At 63.3% G+C, this 16,259-nt stretch carries 18 protein-coding genes and 1 pseudogene; 6 read left to right on the top strand and 13 right to left on the bottom strand.

The window, feature by feature from the left end; translation table 11 throughout:
* Positions 1-116 precede the first annotated feature (116 nt).
* The 4 genes from ACYQ6J_RS14935 to ACYQ6J_RS14920 all read right to left on the bottom strand — a co-directional run bounded on the left by ACYQ6J_RS14935 (position 117) and on the right by ACYQ6J_RS14920 (position 1,521).
* Complete coding sequence (locus ACYQ6J_RS14935) at positions 117-353, bottom strand: transposase (RefSeq protein ID WP_460185553.1); 237 nt, start codon at positions 351-353, stop codon at positions 117-119.
* Positions 353-547 carry a hypothetical protein gene (locus ACYQ6J_RS14930; protein WP_460184984.1) on the bottom strand — a complete coding sequence of 65 codons (195 nt, stop codon included), beginning with the start codon at positions 545-547 and terminating at the stop codon, positions 353-355. Before ACYQ6J_RS14930 ends, ACYQ6J_RS14935 begins: the two co-directional genes overlap by 1 nt.
* Positions 548-740: 193 nt before the next feature.
* Complete coding sequence (locus tag ACYQ6J_RS14925; protein WP_460185552.1) at positions 741-1,052, bottom strand: DUF2752 domain-containing protein; 312 nt, start codon at positions 1,050-1,052, stop codon at positions 741-743.
* A gap of 79 nt (positions 1,053-1,131) precedes the next feature.
* Positions 1,132-1,521 (bottom strand): CD225/dispanin family protein, encoded by a 390-nt coding sequence (locus ACYQ6J_RS14920; protein ID WP_460184983.1) that lies wholly within the window; start codon positions 1,519-1,521, stop codon positions 1,132-1,134.
* A gap of 424 nt (positions 1,522-1,945) precedes the next feature.
* Here ACYQ6J_RS14920 and ACYQ6J_RS14915 point away from each other — a divergent pair.
* Positions 1,946-2,679 (top strand): annotated as a pseudogene (locus tag ACYQ6J_RS14915) (IS5 family transposase); the annotation flags it as partial.
* Between the two features lie 890 nt (positions 2,680-3,569).
* Here ACYQ6J_RS14915 and ACYQ6J_RS14910 read toward each other — a convergent pair.
* The 3 genes from ACYQ6J_RS14910 to ACYQ6J_RS14900 all read right to left on the bottom strand — a co-directional run bounded on the left by ACYQ6J_RS14910 (position 3,570) and on the right by ACYQ6J_RS14900 (position 5,322).
* Positions 3,570-4,832, bottom strand: a complete 1,263-nt coding sequence (locus ACYQ6J_RS14910; RefSeq protein ID WP_460184982.1) for an ADP-ribosylglycohydrolase family protein — start codon at positions 4,830-4,832, stop codon at positions 3,570-3,572.
* 236 nt (positions 4,833-5,068) lie between these two features.
* Positions 5,069-5,197 (bottom strand): hypothetical protein, encoded by a 129-nt coding sequence (locus ACYQ6J_RS14905; protein ID WP_460184981.1) that lies wholly within the window; start codon positions 5,195-5,197, stop codon positions 5,069-5,071.
* Positions 5,194-5,322: a hypothetical protein gene (locus ACYQ6J_RS14900; RefSeq protein ID WP_460184980.1), complete on the bottom strand. Its 129-nt coding sequence runs from the start codon at positions 5,320-5,322 to the stop codon at positions 5,194-5,196. Before ACYQ6J_RS14900 ends, ACYQ6J_RS14905 begins: the two co-directional genes overlap by 4 nt.
* 318 nt (positions 5,323-5,640) lie before the next feature.
* Here ACYQ6J_RS14900 and ACYQ6J_RS14895 point away from each other — a divergent pair, with 318 nt between their 5' ends.
* Complete coding sequence (locus tag ACYQ6J_RS14895) at positions 5,641-6,459, top strand: TrmH family RNA methyltransferase (RefSeq protein ID WP_460184979.1); 819 nt, start codon at positions 5,641-5,643, stop codon at positions 6,457-6,459.
* A gap of 22 nt (positions 6,460-6,481) precedes the next feature.
* Here ACYQ6J_RS14895 and ACYQ6J_RS14890 read toward each other — a convergent pair whose 3' ends face one another.
* Entirely contained in the window at positions 6,482-7,474 is a 993-nt protein-coding gene (locus ACYQ6J_RS14890) for a zinc ribbon domain-containing protein (protein ID WP_460184978.1), read from the bottom strand.
* Between the two features lie 534 nt (positions 7,475-8,008).
* Between ACYQ6J_RS14890 and ACYQ6J_RS14885 the strand changes: the two genes are divergently transcribed.
* The 4 genes from ACYQ6J_RS14885 (at position 8,009) to ACYQ6J_RS14870 (ending at position 10,417) form a co-directional block, all read left to right on the top strand.
* Positions 8,009-8,284 (top strand): hypothetical protein, encoded by a 276-nt coding sequence (locus ACYQ6J_RS14885; RefSeq protein ID WP_460184977.1) that lies wholly within the window; start codon positions 8,009-8,011, stop codon positions 8,282-8,284.
* 67 nt (positions 8,285-8,351) lie between these two features.
* Positions 8,352-9,218: a radical SAM protein gene (locus tag ACYQ6J_RS14880; protein ID WP_460184976.1), complete on the top strand. Its 867-nt coding sequence runs from the start codon at positions 8,352-8,354 to the stop codon at positions 9,216-9,218.
* A gap of 116 nt (positions 9,219-9,334) precedes the next feature.
* Positions 9,335-9,976: an RNA polymerase sigma factor gene (locus ACYQ6J_RS14875; protein WP_460184975.1), complete on the top strand. Its 642-nt coding sequence runs from the start codon at positions 9,335-9,337 to the stop codon at positions 9,974-9,976.
* 33 nt (positions 9,977-10,009) lie between these two features.
* Positions 10,010-10,417 (top strand): hypothetical protein, encoded by a 408-nt coding sequence (locus tag ACYQ6J_RS14870; RefSeq protein WP_460184974.1) that lies wholly within the window; start codon positions 10,010-10,012, stop codon positions 10,415-10,417.
* Between the two features lie 19 nt (positions 10,418-10,436).
* On the opposite strand, the gene nadA is transcribed toward ACYQ6J_RS14870, so the two are convergent.
* The 5 genes from nadA to ACYQ6J_RS14845 form a co-directional block, all read right to left on the bottom strand.
* A complete protein-coding gene (gene nadA / locus ACYQ6J_RS14865; protein ID WP_460184973.1) occupies positions 10,437-11,582 on the bottom strand; it encodes a quinolinate synthase NadA in 1,146 nt (381 codons plus the stop codon).
* An 81-nt stretch (positions 11,583-11,663) separates the two neighbouring features.
* On the bottom strand, positions 11,664-12,158 hold the full coding sequence (locus ACYQ6J_RS14860) for an FxsA family protein (protein WP_460184972.1): 495 nt from the start codon (positions 12,156-12,158) through the stop codon (positions 11,664-11,666).
* Between the two features lie 536 nt (positions 12,159-12,694).
* The gene (locus ACYQ6J_RS14855) at positions 12,695-13,729 is read right to left on the bottom strand and encodes a DUF933 domain-containing protein (protein ID WP_460184971.1); all 1,035 of its coding nucleotides are present in this window, start codon (positions 13,727-13,729) and stop codon (positions 12,695-12,697) included.
* A gap of 83 nt (positions 13,730-13,812) precedes the next feature.
* Positions 13,813-14,253: a response regulator gene (locus ACYQ6J_RS14850; protein WP_460184970.1), complete on the bottom strand. Its 441-nt coding sequence runs from the start codon at positions 14,251-14,253 to the stop codon at positions 13,813-13,815.
* Positions 14,254-14,824: 571 nt separating this feature from the next.
* Positions 14,825-16,210 carry a hypothetical protein gene (locus ACYQ6J_RS14845; protein ID WP_460184969.1) on the bottom strand — a complete coding sequence of 462 codons (1,386 nt, stop codon included), beginning with the start codon at positions 16,208-16,210 and terminating at the stop codon, positions 14,825-14,827.
* Between the last annotated feature and the right edge of the window lie 49 nt (positions 16,211-16,259).

The raw sequence follows: 16,259 nt of genomic DNA, 5'->3' as shown, positions 1-16,259 counted from the left end.
AGTATCTCGGATTTGTTTTCGGCTCTTAAGGGCGGATGCGCGGGGTTTAACGTCTATATGTTTTCTATATCGCCCGGTTTATTGGGCCGTCGCCTCGTGCGCGCAGTATCAGCGCTCTATCCCGCGCCGGGCAAGGTCATACTCCGCAAGATCGCCCAGCGGTGAAGGTAGATATTCACGGCGCTCGCCACTCCCAGCGCATACTGGAGATTCTTGAATATCCTCCGAAACCGCGTCTTTCTCCAGCCGAAGACGTGCTTCATCACCTTGAACACATGCTCCACCCGCGAGCGAATCCGCGACTTCCGCGGATTTCTCGCTTTCTCCCGGTCACGAAATAGAGCTTCAGCAATCAGATCAGCGGCTTGACAGGACGTACTGGACCATCGCCTTTCGGATAAAACGGCTCGACGCGGCTCATCAATTCCTGCGAGGGCATGACCTTGTCCATCACCGGGAGGGACTGTTGCCGCCGGGTGGGTTTTCGCATCACGTCGAAGCCGCCCGTCGCCAACGTCCGCTGCGATGAACCGTCCTTCCTCGCCATGATCACCGTCCTAATGTCGATGCGTCTCTATCTTGGTTCCCGAATATGCCCGTATTATACTGTTGTCAGGTGGGTGTTGTGCAGAGGGTCTTTGTCTCATTTAACCTCGCGTTTAGTATGTACTCACCGCCGTAAATCGGTGGTTGAAGTACCGTAGTGTCGAAGACCGCGCGCCGTCCTGCGCCGTAGGAGTTTAAGGCGCGAGAATGGAGAATGGAAAAATCGGGATATTTCGCAAAATCCAAAATGCAATTATCAACGAAAGCAGTGTCCAGCCTACCCAAGGCTGTTGAAATGATTGTGGTCGCACGAGGAAAAGGCAAATGCCAGGCAACAAAAGCACCATCAAAGGATTGAGATCAACGGCCCGCATAACTCTTCCGTTCAGCAGTTGATGAGTAGCCCTCAAGGATCCACACCCCGGGCAATACATTCCAGTAAAGTACCGAAATGGACAAGGTGGGAAAAGTCGGCTTGTAGAGGGGTCGAATGTGTATAGAAGCACTACCCCGATCGTTGCAATCGCAAGACCGACCACAATGACGGTGAGTTTCGTAGAGTGTCGCAAGGATCTGCTTGAAGTTTCAGTATGGTCCGCTATCAGCCGCGGCCGCCAAGATCATTATGAGGAAATAAAGCAGCGTTCCAGCTAGTCCTATTCCGAACGATAACCAGGTCCAAAACTTGGCTTTCCGAGCACTCTCCATGGCCTCGTTATAACTTCCTCGTTTGGCCGCGCTGTTTGCCTGAGCTGCGTAAACAATCGCGACGATTCCAAACGGCAAGCAGCAGAAAAGTGTGACGAGAATGGCCCCAGCCAAATAGTTGGGAACTGGATAATGCGGCACATTTGGGTACATGGGAGGGTACGGATTAAGCGCTGGTCGCCCCGCGATAGGATGCAGCCTTTGCCCGCAGTGTCCACAAACGACTGCATTATCCGGGTTGGGCGTCCCACATTGCTGGCAGTACATGAAAAGTCACCCCCATTCGTTGAAGAATTGTCTGGCACTCAGCGCCGGAACGAAGCTGTCGTAGTTCTTCTTTGCAATCCGTGCGAGGCTTACGGACATGCGATTGTTCAGTGAGTCGATGGGTTTCCCCATGGCGGCTTAGCGCATGAACGGTAACAGCACGGGATTTCCCTCAATGTAATCAAACATGTTGGACTGTCAACACGCCGGAATTCGGGGATGTCATACGCGAATTAGAGTGAGCCTTTGCCGCGTGAACGGTGATGTCTTCACGCCACACTATTCCGGCTGGGCGCGGAGAATAACCCACGAACGCAAATGAACTAGCGAGGTTGGATGTATTCGATCCTGTTGACATTCATCTGGCGTGAAAACCGCCGGTATGTTATCACTTTGCCGTTCCCGGTGCTCACGGAGGAGCAAGATGAAACGGCGACACGCATGGTCCGACGAGCAATGGGCTCGCATTGAACCGTTGCTGCCGGGTCGCGCGGGCGACCCAGGAAGAACTGGGGAAGATAATCGAAGGTCCGTAGATGCGGTCCTTTGGATTGCCAAAACCGGATCCCCGTGACGCGACCTGCCCGACCGATTTGGCCCCTGGAACGCGGTATTCCAACGCTACAATCGGTGGTGCAAGAAGGGCGTGTGGCAACGGGTGCTGGAGGCCCTTGGCGGCGACGCCGACTTGGAGTCTCTGCTGCTCGACTCCACGATCGTCCAGGACCATCAGCATGCGGCTGGGGCAAAAGGGGGGCGCGCAACGGATCCCTCGGGCGGTCTCGTGGCGGTTAAAGCACGAAAATACACGCTGCCGTGAACGGACATGGCCGGCCGGTCCGGTTCGCGCCAACGGGTGGCGAACATCACGATGTGACCCAAGCCGAACCATGGGTCCAGGGGCTTTCTCCCGAGTACGTCATTGGGGACAAAGGCTACGACAGCGATCTGTTGCGAGACCAAATCCGCCGCCAAGGGGCCAAGCCGGTCATTCCCGCACTCAAAGAAATCCGTCGGCGTCGCTATGACCGAATCAAGTACAAACTCCGTAACGTAGTCGAACGCTTTTTCAACCGCATCAAGCACTATCGCCGCGTGGCCACACGCTACGAAAAAACCGCCCCGAATCGCCTCGGCTTTCTTTGCCAGGCCTCGCTGCTAACCACCATTTTGAATGTCAACAGGACCTCGATCGGCGCGTGGCGTTACGGGCGAGCGGCTGCCCCACCTCGGGCTTACGCCCGAGGCTCTTCTTGTGTGGCGCAATGCAAATCCTGGAGCCGCCGGCGCTCTCTTGGGCCATCAGCGTGAGGTGGTCCTGTTGGCGTGGAATTAGAGCCACCAGCGTGAGCTGGTGGTGGAATCTTGGGTAGCGTCATAACACCGCCGGCTCACGCCGGCGGCTCCAAAGAATTGCTGGAGGCTCCCTTATTGCTGGAGTCTGCAAAAAATGCTGGAGGGTCCAACTCGCGTGTTGGTTTCGCGGATGGCGCGGCGCGAACCCAATCGGGTGATTGAGCGGAGGCCGCCGACGTGCTATGCTACAAGGGTTTTGGGACATCCAGCGCTCGGCTCGGACCCGCGAGATTCGCCGGGTCGGGTCGGGCGATCACGAAACGAGGCACTCCGCCCCGTGCGTGAGGCGATGTTGTGACGGAGAGTCGATACTTTGCCCGATGGGAGCCGTATCGCTCGAAGCATTCCGCGGCGTGTATAGCCGTCGCGCGACTCCGGTCGCGGGCGGATCACACAAGGCGGGATCACGGCGCCCCCGTGATGCGTCGGGCTCACCGTTGCCAATGTCGCCGCCGCCGTCGGTTGGAGTGCCCTTTTTTCTTGCCCCAGTTGCCCCTCCGCTGAAGGCTCCTTTTGCGCAGTACCACCTCGGGCTTACGCCCGAGGCTCCAGAGTGTACCACCTCGGGCTTACGCCCGAGGCTCCAGAGTTGAGTTGAGATTTTGTTGGACTCGAACACCTCGGGCTAACGCCCGAGGCTCTTGTCCGAGGCTCGTGATTGCGCGTTTGGTTTGCCGATTTTGCGAGGGCGATCAGCGTTCGCCGGGGGGATAGAGAATCTCGCCTTTTTCCTGCTCGGAGAATCGGCTTTCGGCGACGGGGCCGGGTTCCCAGCACTGCTCCAAGGGGCCCGGCTTGGGTGCGGCGACGGGGATGACGAGCGTCTCGTTGCCGTCCGCGTCGCGTTCGATCCGTCCGCCCTGTCGCACGACGGCGTCCTTGGCTAGCTTTTCGCAGACCTGAACCAGGCGGTCGAAGTTGTACTCGGTGTGCGAGAAGACGGTCTCGCGGTTGAGGGCGGAGGTGAAGCGATCGGGAATCTTGGCCAGGCCCAGCGTGGTGAAGAGGATGCCCGCCGCGTTGGAGGGGTTGCAGTCCGAGTCTTGCCCGCAGCGCGTGGCGATGACGATGGTGCGGTCGATGTCGCCGCCGCCGTAGAGCAGGCCCATCACGATGTAGGCGCCGTTGATTTTGGCGTCGATGTTGAAGTCGCCCTTGGCGCACGAGGCGCGGCGGTAGTTGGGGTTGAGGTGGTATTTTTCGTTGATCTTGTTCCAGACGGCCTGCCAGTCGTCGGGCGATTCGCGTTGCCAGGTCAAAACGTCGCGGATGCACTCGGCGTATTGGCTTTCGGCGGGAATGCAGCGGAGGCCGGCCTCCACGATGCGGACGGGGTCGCTTTCGAAAAAGGCCTCGGCGTACATGCCGCCCACGAACTGCCCGCCGTACAACCCGTCGCCGTAGTTCATCAGCCGACCGAACGTCTCGCCCAGCGCGATCACGGCGTTGGGCATCCCCGGCGAGATGATGCCCGAAAAGTCGGCCTCGATCTGATAGTCGATGTCGTCGGCGTGGTGATTGAATTGGGGGTGGCCGGAGTCGGGCGGCGCAATGCCCGAGCGAAGGTTGTCGCGCCCGGCGCGGTTGGCGTGCCACAGCGGGTAGCGGCTATTGGCGAAGTCGATCCCGGCCTGATGCAGGGAGACCTCCCAGCCGTAGCGCTCCAGCGTTCGCAGGAAGGTCATCTCGACGTACAGGTCGTCTTGGTGGAATTGGTTGATCATGTCGGGTTGCCAGGCGGGCATCTCGTCCTCGCGGAGGATGCGTCCCTGGGCGTGGAACTCGGTGGGTCCGCCCCAGCCCACTCCCGCCATCTGACCCAGCCAAGCCGCCTCCATCTTGTCGCGATAGACGGTCAGCGGGAGTTTGCGGAACTCCTGGCAGCGGGCGACATTTTCTTGAGCGAACGACATGATGAACACCCCGATCAGGACGGGAAGCAAGATTCGGCGCATGGTCCCCTCGCAAGGCAAAAGGTCTGTGGCACAGGGCGTGACGGTTCGGGCGCTCCTCGCCGCGATATGCGGTGAAAAGCCTTTCCGCCGTTTCAATTTAGACGGCGAGCAACCGCCGTGCAACGGAAAACGGGCAGCAAGCAACGCTAGCTCACTGTAGAGCCACCAGCGTAAGCTGGTGGTGGTGGCGCCGGCGCTGGTGGTCGAATCTTGGGAAGTGATAAAACACCTCCAGCTCACGCTGGAGGCTCCAACTCGCGCGTCGTTGCAATATAGGCATCGTAGAGCCACCAGCGTAAGCTGGTGGTGGTGGCGCCGGCGCTGGTGGTGGAACCCTGGGTAGTGACAAAACACCTCCAGCTCACGCTGGAGGCTCCAACTCGCGCGTCGTTGCAATATAGGCATCGTAGAGCCACCAGCGTAAGCTGGTGGTGGTGGCGCCGGCGCTGGTGGTCGAATCTTGGGTAGTGATAAAACACCTCCAGCTCACGCTGGAGGCTCCAACTCGCGCGTCGTTGCAATATAGGCATCGTAGAGCCACCAGCGTAAGCTGGTGGTGGAAGTGTTGGTGGTGGAATCCTGGGTAGCGCCGAGACACCTCGGGCTTACGCCCGAGGCTCCACCAGCGCCCGAGGCTCCTGGTCGCGCATTTTCCAATGATCTTGGAGCCACCAGCGCTGGAGGCTCCGCGGGGCGGTACCCCTTCCAACCCGCGGCGCGCAACGGACAATCGAGGAAAGCCTGCCGCGTCGGCACGACCGCATGCCGTCACGCTGCGTCCCTGTAGCCTCGACATCGCACCTTCTACATGACCGCACGACCCTTCGAGCCGATCCGCAGCATCGACGATCCGCGGGTGGCGCCCTACCGCAATCTGCCGGAGAGGACCCTTCGCGGCGAGGCGATCTTCATCGCCGAGGGGTGGTTCGTCACGGAGCGTCTGCTGCAAAGCGAATACGCTTGCGAGTCGGTTCTGATGGCGGCCGATCACGTGGAGGAATTCGCCCATCGCATTCCCGAGTCGATCCCGCTCTACGTGGGCGACCGGCGTCTGCTGTACGACGTGGTCGGCTACAAGTTTCATCAGGGAATCTTGGCGGTCGGTCGTCGCAAACCGTTCCGCTCGGCGGAGGCATTGTTCGCCGAACCGCGGGGAGAGGAGCCGATTTGGATCGTCTGTCCCGAGGTGACCAAGCCGGAAAACCTGGGACTGGTCTTCCGCTCGGCGGCGGCCTTCGGCGTCAGCGGCGTATTGCTGGGGGAGCGGTGCTGCGACCCCTTCACGCGGCGGGCGCTGCGGGTCTCGATGGGTGCCGTCACCGCCGTCCCCATCGCCAAGAGCGGCGACCTCCACGCCGACCTGAAGGCGGTCCGAGGGCGATTCGGCGTGCATTTGGCTGCCGCCGTGCTGAGCGAATCGGCCGTCTCCTTGCCCGACTTCGCCTGCCCGTTCCCCTGCGCCTTGATGCTGGGTCATGAAACGGAGGGACTCGACGCCTGGCTAAATCTGTGCGACTCGCTGGTGACGATCCCCATGTCGCCGGACGTCGATTCGCTGAACCTGGGCGTCGCGGCGGGGGTCTTTCTCTACGAGTTCCGCCGGGGCGGGCTCTCGCGGAGGGCGTGAATCGGGCCGCGTTCGCCGCGCGTCATCCGCCCGACGGGCCTGGGGGCGGGACCTGGCCCGAGGTTCCGCCCGGCGGCGCGGGCGCCGAAGCTGCGCCGGTGAACGGTCGTTGATAGCGGGCCGACAACTGCTCGGCCGTCGCCGACAGCTTGGCCTTCATATCCTGCGCCTGCTTCACAATCTCGGCGAACTCGTTGACAACGCCCTGCATCGCCTGATTGTCCAAGCCGGGAAGCGTTCCGCCTTCGGGAATCTGCCCCATCGACAGGTCCAAGACCATCTTTTGCTGTTGCGCCGACCAGTGCTTCATGGTCTCGGCGGTACGGCCCAGGCGTTGGCCCAGCGCGGTCAAGGTTTGGATCGCCTCATCGACGGCCTGAAGCGCCTGCGGGTCCACGTTGGTCCGATCGAGGTTTCGCACGGCGGCGAGGAATGGCGCGATTTCATCGGCGGCTTGGCGGAGGGCGGTTCCCTCCATGAGTGCGGATGGTCCGGCTGCCGCGCCCAAGCTACGCGACCGCCCCTCCAGGGTCGCCAAATTGCGCTGGAAATCCTCCCAAAAGCGCGAGGTGGCCTCGGCCACGGCGGGTTCCGCGGCGGGTGCCGGGGTTGCAGGGACGGGCGCCGCCGGTTGTTGCGCCACCGGTTGCGGACGCAAAAGCAGCCACAAGAGCACGCCCCCCGCCGCAATCAGCACCGTCAGGGCCGCTCCCCCCAGGATCCCGAACATCAGCCAAAAGGCGGACGTCTTGTCGGGGTTCGGCAGGGCCGAGGCTTGGCCCGCCGGTAGGCTGGTCTCCACCCCGCCCGCCGCTGCCGTCGGGGGAAAGGGCGAATCGGCGAGGCCGGGCGCGGCGGTCTCGGCGGCTTGGGTTGCCCCGGCGGTCTCCATGGGGACTTCCAAGACCTCGCCGCACTTGGGGCATTTGCCCCGCTTTCCCCGCATCGCCCACGGCACGCGAAACGTCACGCCGCAACTCGGGCATTTGCCCGTAATGAAATCCGCTTCGGTCATGAGTGTTCCTCCGCCTGGTCGCGCGGGCGAGTCGGCCCGCGGCGGGTGATCCGCGCCGAATCATCGCGAATGGGGCGGCGCGCGGCGCCCCTCCGAAGCGGTATTGTACCCGACGCCGGCGCCGGCGTGAAATTGGAGCCGCCGGCACACCCTTGAGCCGCCGGCGCTTTCGAGAGCCACCAGCGTAAGCTGGTGGTGGCTTCAACGACGCACGCATCCCTGCGCCCTCGGCGCACACCGTGAGCCACTAGCGCACCCTAGAGCCACCAGCGTAAGCTGGTGGTGGAAGCTGGTGGTGGAATCCTGGGTAGCGCCGAAACCACCTCCAGCTTACGCTGGAGGCTCCCATGATTCCTGGAGGCTCCCTTATTGCCGGGGGCTCCGGTTTTCCTTGCACCGGCGGTTAGTGAAAAGCAATACCGGATCCGTCGGGCCGAAAACTAGCCTTGCGGACGACTCGGGGTAAGAATGATAATAGCGGGGACGAGATGGCAACCGAGGTCCCCGGGGCGGCGCCGCAAGGAGTATGCCGGCATGGTCGGCGGTGAAACCCAATCCATCACGCGATTCGACGAACTGAAGGTGGGCGATCGCATCACGGTCGAGCACTTGGTGCGGGTCGGTTCCCAAAAATGGAAGTCCACCGTGACCGGTACGGTGGTGCGGACGGAGCGGACCCATCACGGCCTGCACTTCGACCGCGCCGCCGACGAACAGACCTACGCCGATGTGATCCTGCTGGAACTGCCGGACGGCGAGTTGTCGGCCGTTACGGTGGATGAATTCACCGTCATTCGCCGCGCCGATTGAACGCGGCTCGAGTTTCATCGTCTTCCTCCGAGACGTTTTCAAGTTCGGCCGCGGGGACCCGCTTTCGATGTCCGATCCCTCGCTCGCTCCCCTGGTTTTCCGCCATCATCCCCGCCGCTTCGGCGATTGGAAGTACGTGTATCCCGTGGTCAGTCGCCGGGCGGGCGGCGTGTCCCTGGGGGTCAACCTGAACCTGGACAAGGTCTGCAATTTCGATTGCGTGTATTGCCAGGTGGACCGCCGCGAAATGGGAGAGCGGGAATTCCTCGATCTGAGGCAACTGGACGAAGAGTTGCGGCAGGCGGTCCCGTGGATCGTATCGGGCGAAATCTTCCGCGATCCGGCCTTCGCCGAGACTCCCGCCCAATTCCGCCGCTTTCAGGACATCGCCTTCAGCGGCGACGGCGAGCCGACGACCTACCGCAACTTTCCGCAGGTCATCGAGACGACCGCCGCCGTGCGGCGCGAACTGGCGCCGCCCGATTTGAAGCTGGTGCTGATCACCAACGCTTCCATGTTTCATCGGCCTGCCGTCCGCGAAGGGTTGGCCCTGTTGGATGCCAACGGCGGCGAGATTTGGGCGAAGCTGGACGCCGGCACGGAGGCCTATTTCCGCCGCATCGCGCGGACCTCGATCTCCTTTGGGCAAATCCTGGAGAACATCACCGAGGCGGCGCGGGCCAGGCCGATCGTCATCCAAACGCTGCTCATGCGATGGGGCGAGGAACCGCTGGACGATGCCGAACGGGCAGCCTATTGCGCCCGGCTGCGGGAGGTGCTGGAGGCGGGAGGATCGCTCCGCCGCGTGCAGTTGTACACCGTCGCCCGAAAGCCCGCCGAATCCTTCGCCCGACCCCTCTCCGCCGAGGAACTGGAGACCTGGGCGGAGGCGGTCCGCCGCGAGGTGGGCGTGCCGGTCGCCGTCTATCCGTGACGCCGCCGCCCGTGGAATCATCCACCCGTTCCGGTCACAATGGATAATCGGGAAGCGGCGATCCGCTCCCGTGCAGGACGCCCAGGGCCTGCCGTATCGGTTGCGAGGGGGTTGGCATGACCGCGGTCGGGCGGGATGAACCGCTGCTGATTCGACGCATTCGGGAAGGCGACGCCGATGCCTGGGCCGAATTGATCCGTCGTTACGAGGGCCGACTCTTGGCCTTCGTCGAGTCCCGCGTCGGCGACCGCATGACCGCCGAAGACCTCGTCCAAGAGGCCTTTCTGGGGTTCCTCAACAGTCTGCCCAACTACGACGGCAAGCGATCCCTGGAAAGCTGGCTGTTCTCCATCGCCGCGCACAAGTTGACGGATCACCTCCGCCGCGTGGGACGACGCCCTGCCGTGCCGCTTTCCGGGCTAGGGTCGAGCGGTTCGCCGTGGGATCCGGCGGGGGCAGGTCGGGGGCCGAGCACCGTGCTGGGCAGTCGCGAACGTCGCGGCTTCGAAGAGGACGCCTTGGCCGCCGCCGTTGCGGAGCAAATGACGCGGATCAAGCAGAACGGCGAATGGCTCCGCGCCGCTTGCCTGGAACTGCTGTTCCTCCGCGGTCGCCCGAACAACGAAACGGCCCGACTGCTGGGCGTGGACGAACAGAAGGTCGCCAACTGGAAGTTCGACTTTTTGAACAAACTGCGAACGGCGGTGCGGCGGCAGAATCCGCCGGAGGAGCTTTTTCCCGAATTGCGCGGGGATTGATCGCCGCGCCGCTTGCCGCTTCGACGACGCGCCATGAAACGAACTCTGCGACAACACGACCTGGAGGCCTACCTGGACGAGGCCTTGCCCGCCGATGAAATGGCCGAGATCGAGCAAAGGCTGCGTCGCGAACCGGCCTTGCTGGAACAATTGGCGGCCATCAACGCGCGGCGGGACTCGGGCGTGCACACCCTGAGCGAGATTTGGCGCCGTCGCCGGGCGAGTTGCCCCGACCGCCGCGAGTGGTCGGCCTACTTGCTGGGAACCCTCGACGACACCGCTCGGCAGTACATGGAAATCCACTTGCGCGAGGTGGGTTGCCGCTTTTGCCAGGCCAACCTCCGCGACTTGCAGGCTCAAAGCGAGGAAGGCGACGCGGCGGTGGAAACGCGGCGCCGACGCTACTACGAGTCGAGCGTGGGCCGACTGCGGCGCCGGTGATCCGCGCGTCGCGCGGCGGTCACCCGCCGCCGGGAAGTTCCAACATTCGTTCCAGGGCGATCAGGGCGTCCGCGGCGGTGGCATCATCCACGCGGATGACGTTCACCGGCGTGCCCGCCGCCAAGTTCTCCAGCGCCCAGCACAGGTGTGGCAAGTCGATGCGGTACATGGTGGAGCACATGCACACCACGGGCGAGAGGAAATAGATTTCCTGCTCGGGGTGCTCTTTCTTGAGGCGGTTGACCAGGTGCAATTCCGTGCCCACCGCCCAGCGCGTGCCCGGCGCGGCCTCGCGGATCAAACGGATGATCCTTCCGGTCGAGCCTACTTCGTCGGCCTTGGCCACGACCTCACGCATGCACTCGGGGTGAACGAGGATCTTGATGCCCGGGTATTCCCGCCGAAAATAGTCCACGTGTTCCGGCAGGAACATTTGATGCACGCTGCAATGGCCCTTCCAAAGGATGATCTTGGCTTGGGCCAATTCCTCCGGGCGACCGCCGCCCCATTCCGGTTCGTGCGGGTCCCAGACTTGCATTTGCTCCAAAGTGATGCCCATCTTGAGTGCCGTGTTGCGTCCCAAGTGCTGATCGGGGAAGAACACGACCTTTTGGCCGCGGTCCAAGGCCCAGCGCAGTGCGGCGTCGGCATTGGCGGAGGTGCACACGATGCCGCCGTGCCGTCCGCAAAAGGCCTTGATCGCCGCGGAAGAGTTGACGTAGGTGACGGGCACGATCGTTTCGGGCGGGGCGACTTCCGACAATTGTTGCCAACAATCCTCGACCTGGTCGATCTCGGCCATGTCGGCCATGGAGCAACCCGCCGAAAGGTCCGGCAAAACGACGGGGATGCGTTCGCCGCTCCGCCGCTCCAGGCGTTCCGGACGGTTGGCCAGGATGTCCGCCGTCTCGGCCATGAAATGGACGCCGCAGAAGACGATCGCCCGGCACGTCTCGTTCTCCGCCGCCAAGGCGCTCAAGCGGTAGCTGTCGCCGCGCAGGTCGGCCAGTTCGACCACCTCGTCGCGCTGGTAGTGATGGCCCAGAATCAGCAGGCGCTCGCCCATTTCGGCCTTGACGCGCTGAATGCGGGCGACCAATTCCTCGGGCGGCAGTCGGCGATAGGGGGCGAAAGGATGGGTTTCTTCCAAAACGCGCGCAGACATGGAATGCTCTCGCGGTAAGCGATTTGAATCTCATCAGGCGGGAAATGACCGCGCCGACGCGACGGGGTCGGGCGCCGCGACTCAATCCGAGTCTCTGAATTTTACGTCGATGACGTCGTCTTGGGCACCCGACCGCCCTTTCGCCCCGGCGGACGGGTCGTCTTCGAACGGGTCGAACGGTCCGGTGGACGTAAAGGACATTCCGTCCACGGACACGTGCAGATACCGCGCCACGCGTCGGCGGAGATAGGCCCGAATCCAGGCCCGCGAGGGCGGGAAAAGCAGCGCGAAACCGACGGCGTCGGTAATCAGCCCGGGCGTCAGCAGGAGCGCCCCGGCGATGAGGATGAGCAGGCCGTCGAAGAGCGGTTCGGCGGGTAGTTCGCCTTGTTGCAGGGCTTCCCGAAAACGCCGCTGACAGCGGAGACCCTCGCGGCGGAGTTCGAACGCCCCCAACAGTGCGGTGCCGACGATGATGCCCAACGTCGGCAACCAACCGACGCGATCCGCCAACCATAGGAGCAGGACCAACTCCACGAAGGGGACGATCAGAAGTAGGGCCAAAATGCGGATCACAAACGGGCCTCTTGGCGGACGTGATGTTGCCGCGGGGGAAACCGCCGGCGTGTTTTGGAGCCACCGGCGCGTCTTGGAGCCTCCAGCGCGTTTTGGAGCCTCCAGCGTAAGCTGGAGGTGTTTCGGCGCTACCCAGGACTCCACCACCAGCTCACGCTGGTGGCTCCAGAATGCGCATGGCAGAACGCGCGAGCGGGAGCCTCCAGCGTAAGCTGGAGGTGTTTCGGCGCTACCCAAGGCTCCACCACCAGCTCACGCTGGTGGCTCCAGAATGCGCATGGCAGAACGCGCGAGCGGGAGCCTCCAGCGTAAGCTGGAGGTGTTTCGGCGCTACCCAGGACTCCACCACCAGCTCACGCTGGTGGCTCCAGGTTTGATTTCACCACCGGCACACGCCGGCGGCTCTAATTACGCCGGCGCCACCAATCGCGCCTGCGATTCCAAACGATTTCCTAGCGCTGCGCCGCGCGATCGCACGAATCCTGGAGCCACCAGCGTAAGCTGGTGGCTCCAGGCGAAACGATCGCGCACGATTTTCACCCGCTGAACCGGATCAGCAGGATATCGTCCTCGTGGACCACGTAGTCCTTGTGTTCGTGCCGGACCAGGTTGTGGGCCTTCATCTCGCGCTCGCTTCCCAGGCGGATGAGGTCATGGTAGTTCATCACCTCCGCCCGAATAAAGCCCTTGGCCAAGTCGGTGTGGATGGCTTCGGCGGCCTCCACGGCGGTGGCGCCGCGGCGGATGAGCCAGGCGCGGACCTCTTTCGGTCCGGCGGTCAAAAAGGTCTGCCTGCCGGAGACCCGCAGCATTTTCCAAAGCAATTCGCCGCGATCGGCGCCGCCCACACCCAACTCCGCCTGGAAGGCCGCGCGCTCCTCCGGATTCATGGCCGCCAGTTCCACCTCCAGCGAGAGTGGGGCGGCGAAGACGGGCAGATCGGCGGGCAGCATCGCGGCGAAACGGCCGAAGTCGGTCTCGTCGTCGGACGTGTTGACCACGACCAATTGCGGCTTCTCGTTGAGCAGTCGGAACGCGCGGGTATGCCGCAGTTCGTGCGGTTGCATGTCGGCCTCGGTGAGCGGCCGCCCGGCTTCCAAGCCCTCCTTGACCCGTTGCAGCACCGCCAATTCCTCCTCGAACGTCTCGCGATCCTGCTTGGGTCGCGGCTTGCGGAGCGACTCTTGCACGCGTTCGATGCGACCGGTAACGATCTCCAGGTCGGCCAGGATCAAGTCCTCGCGGAAGGATTGCAATTCCGCGGCGGGATCGGCGCCGCCGAAGGCCGGCGCCACCAGCACCAGGCAGCCCACGTCCCGCAGCACCGCCAACTTGGCGGCGTTTCCTTGATGGGAACGACTGAGGCCGGGCGTGTCCATGATCTCCAGCGCGGCGGGCGTGACCTTCTTCGCGTCGTAGAGCTTGCGGAGTTCCTCCAATCGCGGATCGGGCAGGGCCGCCATCGCGCTTTGGCCGCTGTGCGATAACGCCGGATCCGGCGCCACGCCCGTCAACCAATGGAACAGCGTACTCTTGCCGCAGCCCTGATATCCCACCAATCCGATTTGCATGACAGACTCCGTCCCCGATGGGGTTGCTCCTTGCAGAGGGTCCCGGATTACACGCACACTCGCGGAAAGGGTGCGCGGCGGGGTTAGCGGCGGCGTTCTTCCATTTGCTCGATGTAGGCCCGCAGACGCTCCACCTCGTCCGAAATGTGCCGGATTCTCAGCATGTTATCCAAACGTTTGAGGAGTTCCAATTTGTGGACCGGTTTGCTGAGGAAGTCGTCGCAACCGGACTGGACGGCCCGTTCGATGTCGCCCGGTTCGTTCAACGCCGTGACCATGAGGATCATGATTCCCTTCGTTTGCGGATCGGATTTGAGCCGCTTGCAGACCTCGAAGCCGCTGAGACGCGGCATCATGATGTCGAGGAGGATGACGTCGGGTCGGAATTGTTCCACGGCGCGGAGCGTCTCTTCACCGTCCGCCGCGACCGCCGTTTCGCAGTCGAAATCGGCGAGGTAGGCTTCCAGCAGTTCCACGTTGGTGGGGTTATCGTCGGCGATCAGAATCTTGCTTTTCGAGGCCATGATCGAGTACCGAATCATGAGGTTGGCGATGCTGCGCGGAGCCTCCGCGTCTTGAAGCGATTATACGGGAGGGCTCGTGCGGCAAGAAGGTCGCCGAAACGACGCGGCGCCGGGGTGGGCACGGCGGTGTTTGGGCGCTACCCAGCGTGGACCACCACCAGCTTACGCTGGTGGCTCCAGTTCGCGCCACAACGCTATTGGAGCCGCCGGCGTAAGCCGGCGGTGATTTCGGCGCTGCCCAGCGCTCGCCACCGCTGCCACCACCAGCTCACGCTGGTGGCTCCAGTTCGCGCCACAACGCTATTGGAGCCGCCGGCGTAAGCCGGCGGTGATTTCGGCGCTGCCCAGCGCTCACCACCGCTGCCACCACCAGCTTACGCTGGTGGCTCCAGATTTTGCACCACCAGCTTACGCTGGTGGCTCTACGTTTCACACCACGAGCTTAGGCTGGTGGCTCCCGGATGTTATGCGCTAAGCCTAGAGCCGCCGGCGTAAGCCGGCGGTGGATTGAACGATTCACGCACATACCTGGAGCCTCCGGCGGAAGCCGGCGGTGAACCAGCGGGCTTCATCATTCTTCGGGACGAATGAAGACGCTTGCCGAACCGGTATTGTCGGCCAATTCGGCGGGCGAATCGTTGATGCGAACAAAGAGCGTCCCCGCGACCGGAGGCGACCACCGGCACTCGCTTCCCACCGCGATGGGATTGAGCAGTCCGCCGGGTCGGTCGGGGGGGAAGTCGGGCGCATCGACCGCCGCCAGCAGCATTCCCAGCGGCTTTCCGCGGTGGTAACGGATGGTCACGCCGTTCGGCTCGCAGACCCAATCGCCGCCGTCACGGCAGACCGTGTATCGGCCTTGGGCGGTGATCCGGTAGGTCGTGCCCGCCTGCAATCGGTAGCCCGTGTTCTGCCAACCGCGATGACACGCCGCGGAGTATCCGGCGCCCGCGGAGGGCAAGGGCACACCCGGTCGCAAGTCCAGGGCCTCGGCCTCGAACGAGTAGCCGTACTCGATGTTGTGCGTGAAGAGCAGCCACTCCAATTGCAGGAGCCGCCGATCGGCGGCGAACAGTTCGTCGAAGCGCCGGGCGAAGTCCGGCCGGTTCAGGAGGCGGGCCAGGGAGCGAAAGCGATCTCGAAAGCGGGGATCGCCGTCCAGCAGCGCGGTCAAAGCCCAGCACCAACCGTAGGGACCGATTTCGCGATGGGCGGTCGGCCCGAAGCCCAGCACCTGTTCCAGCGACAGGCCGCGTCCCGCGCGAACGGCATCCCGCACGATCTTGACGCGCCCCCACATGGGAACCTCGTCGGGCGAGCGCGGCGTATAGGCCAAAGTCAGCGCGGTGCCGTCCCAATGATGCGTGCCCAGCAGTTCGGCGATGCCTTCGTTGTACCAGGGCGGAGCAAATTCTCCGAAAAAGGAGCGAACGAAGCCGTGCGTCCCCTCGTGCAGCAGCAGATGGCGGCGGTAGTAGTCGGTGGGTTGCTCATAGAGCCACAGCAGGTCGCCGACGGAGTAGCCGTTGGCAAACGGCGGCAATCGGGCGGGGAGCAAGCCCAGCGTGCGAAAACGCTCGCGGTCGTCGATCAGAAATCCGCGCATCCGCCAATCGTCGTTGTTCTCGCCCGACACGCCGAAATAGCGGCACCACTGGGGAAAGGCGGCGTCGAACACGCGGCACAGGGAGTCGACCTCGGGCGAGGGGGGGAGATCGGTGAAGAGCGTCAGATGCCGCCCCTCCAATCGCCGGATTCCCGCCGCGAGCAACTTCGGCTCGTCGATGGTGACCCAATCCTGCTTGGGCGACGGCGGATTCCCCTTGGTGCGATCCATGGCCGGGGCGAACGACGCGAACCAAACCAGCACGGCGAGCAGGGCGATCGGCGGCGGAGAGCGGACCGCCGCGGGAACCCGCGAACACCGCAACAAGGCATCATCCCGTACCGGCGACATAGGCAGTTCGTTCCAATCGCGTTATATTTGCGTTTTTGCGGTCCTCCGC

The sequence above is a fragment of the Thermopirellula anaerolimosa genome (genome assembly GCF_054657335.1).
The sequence above is the reverse complement of the archived record's forward strand: the minus strand, read 5'-3'. Positions and strand labels throughout refer to the sequence as shown.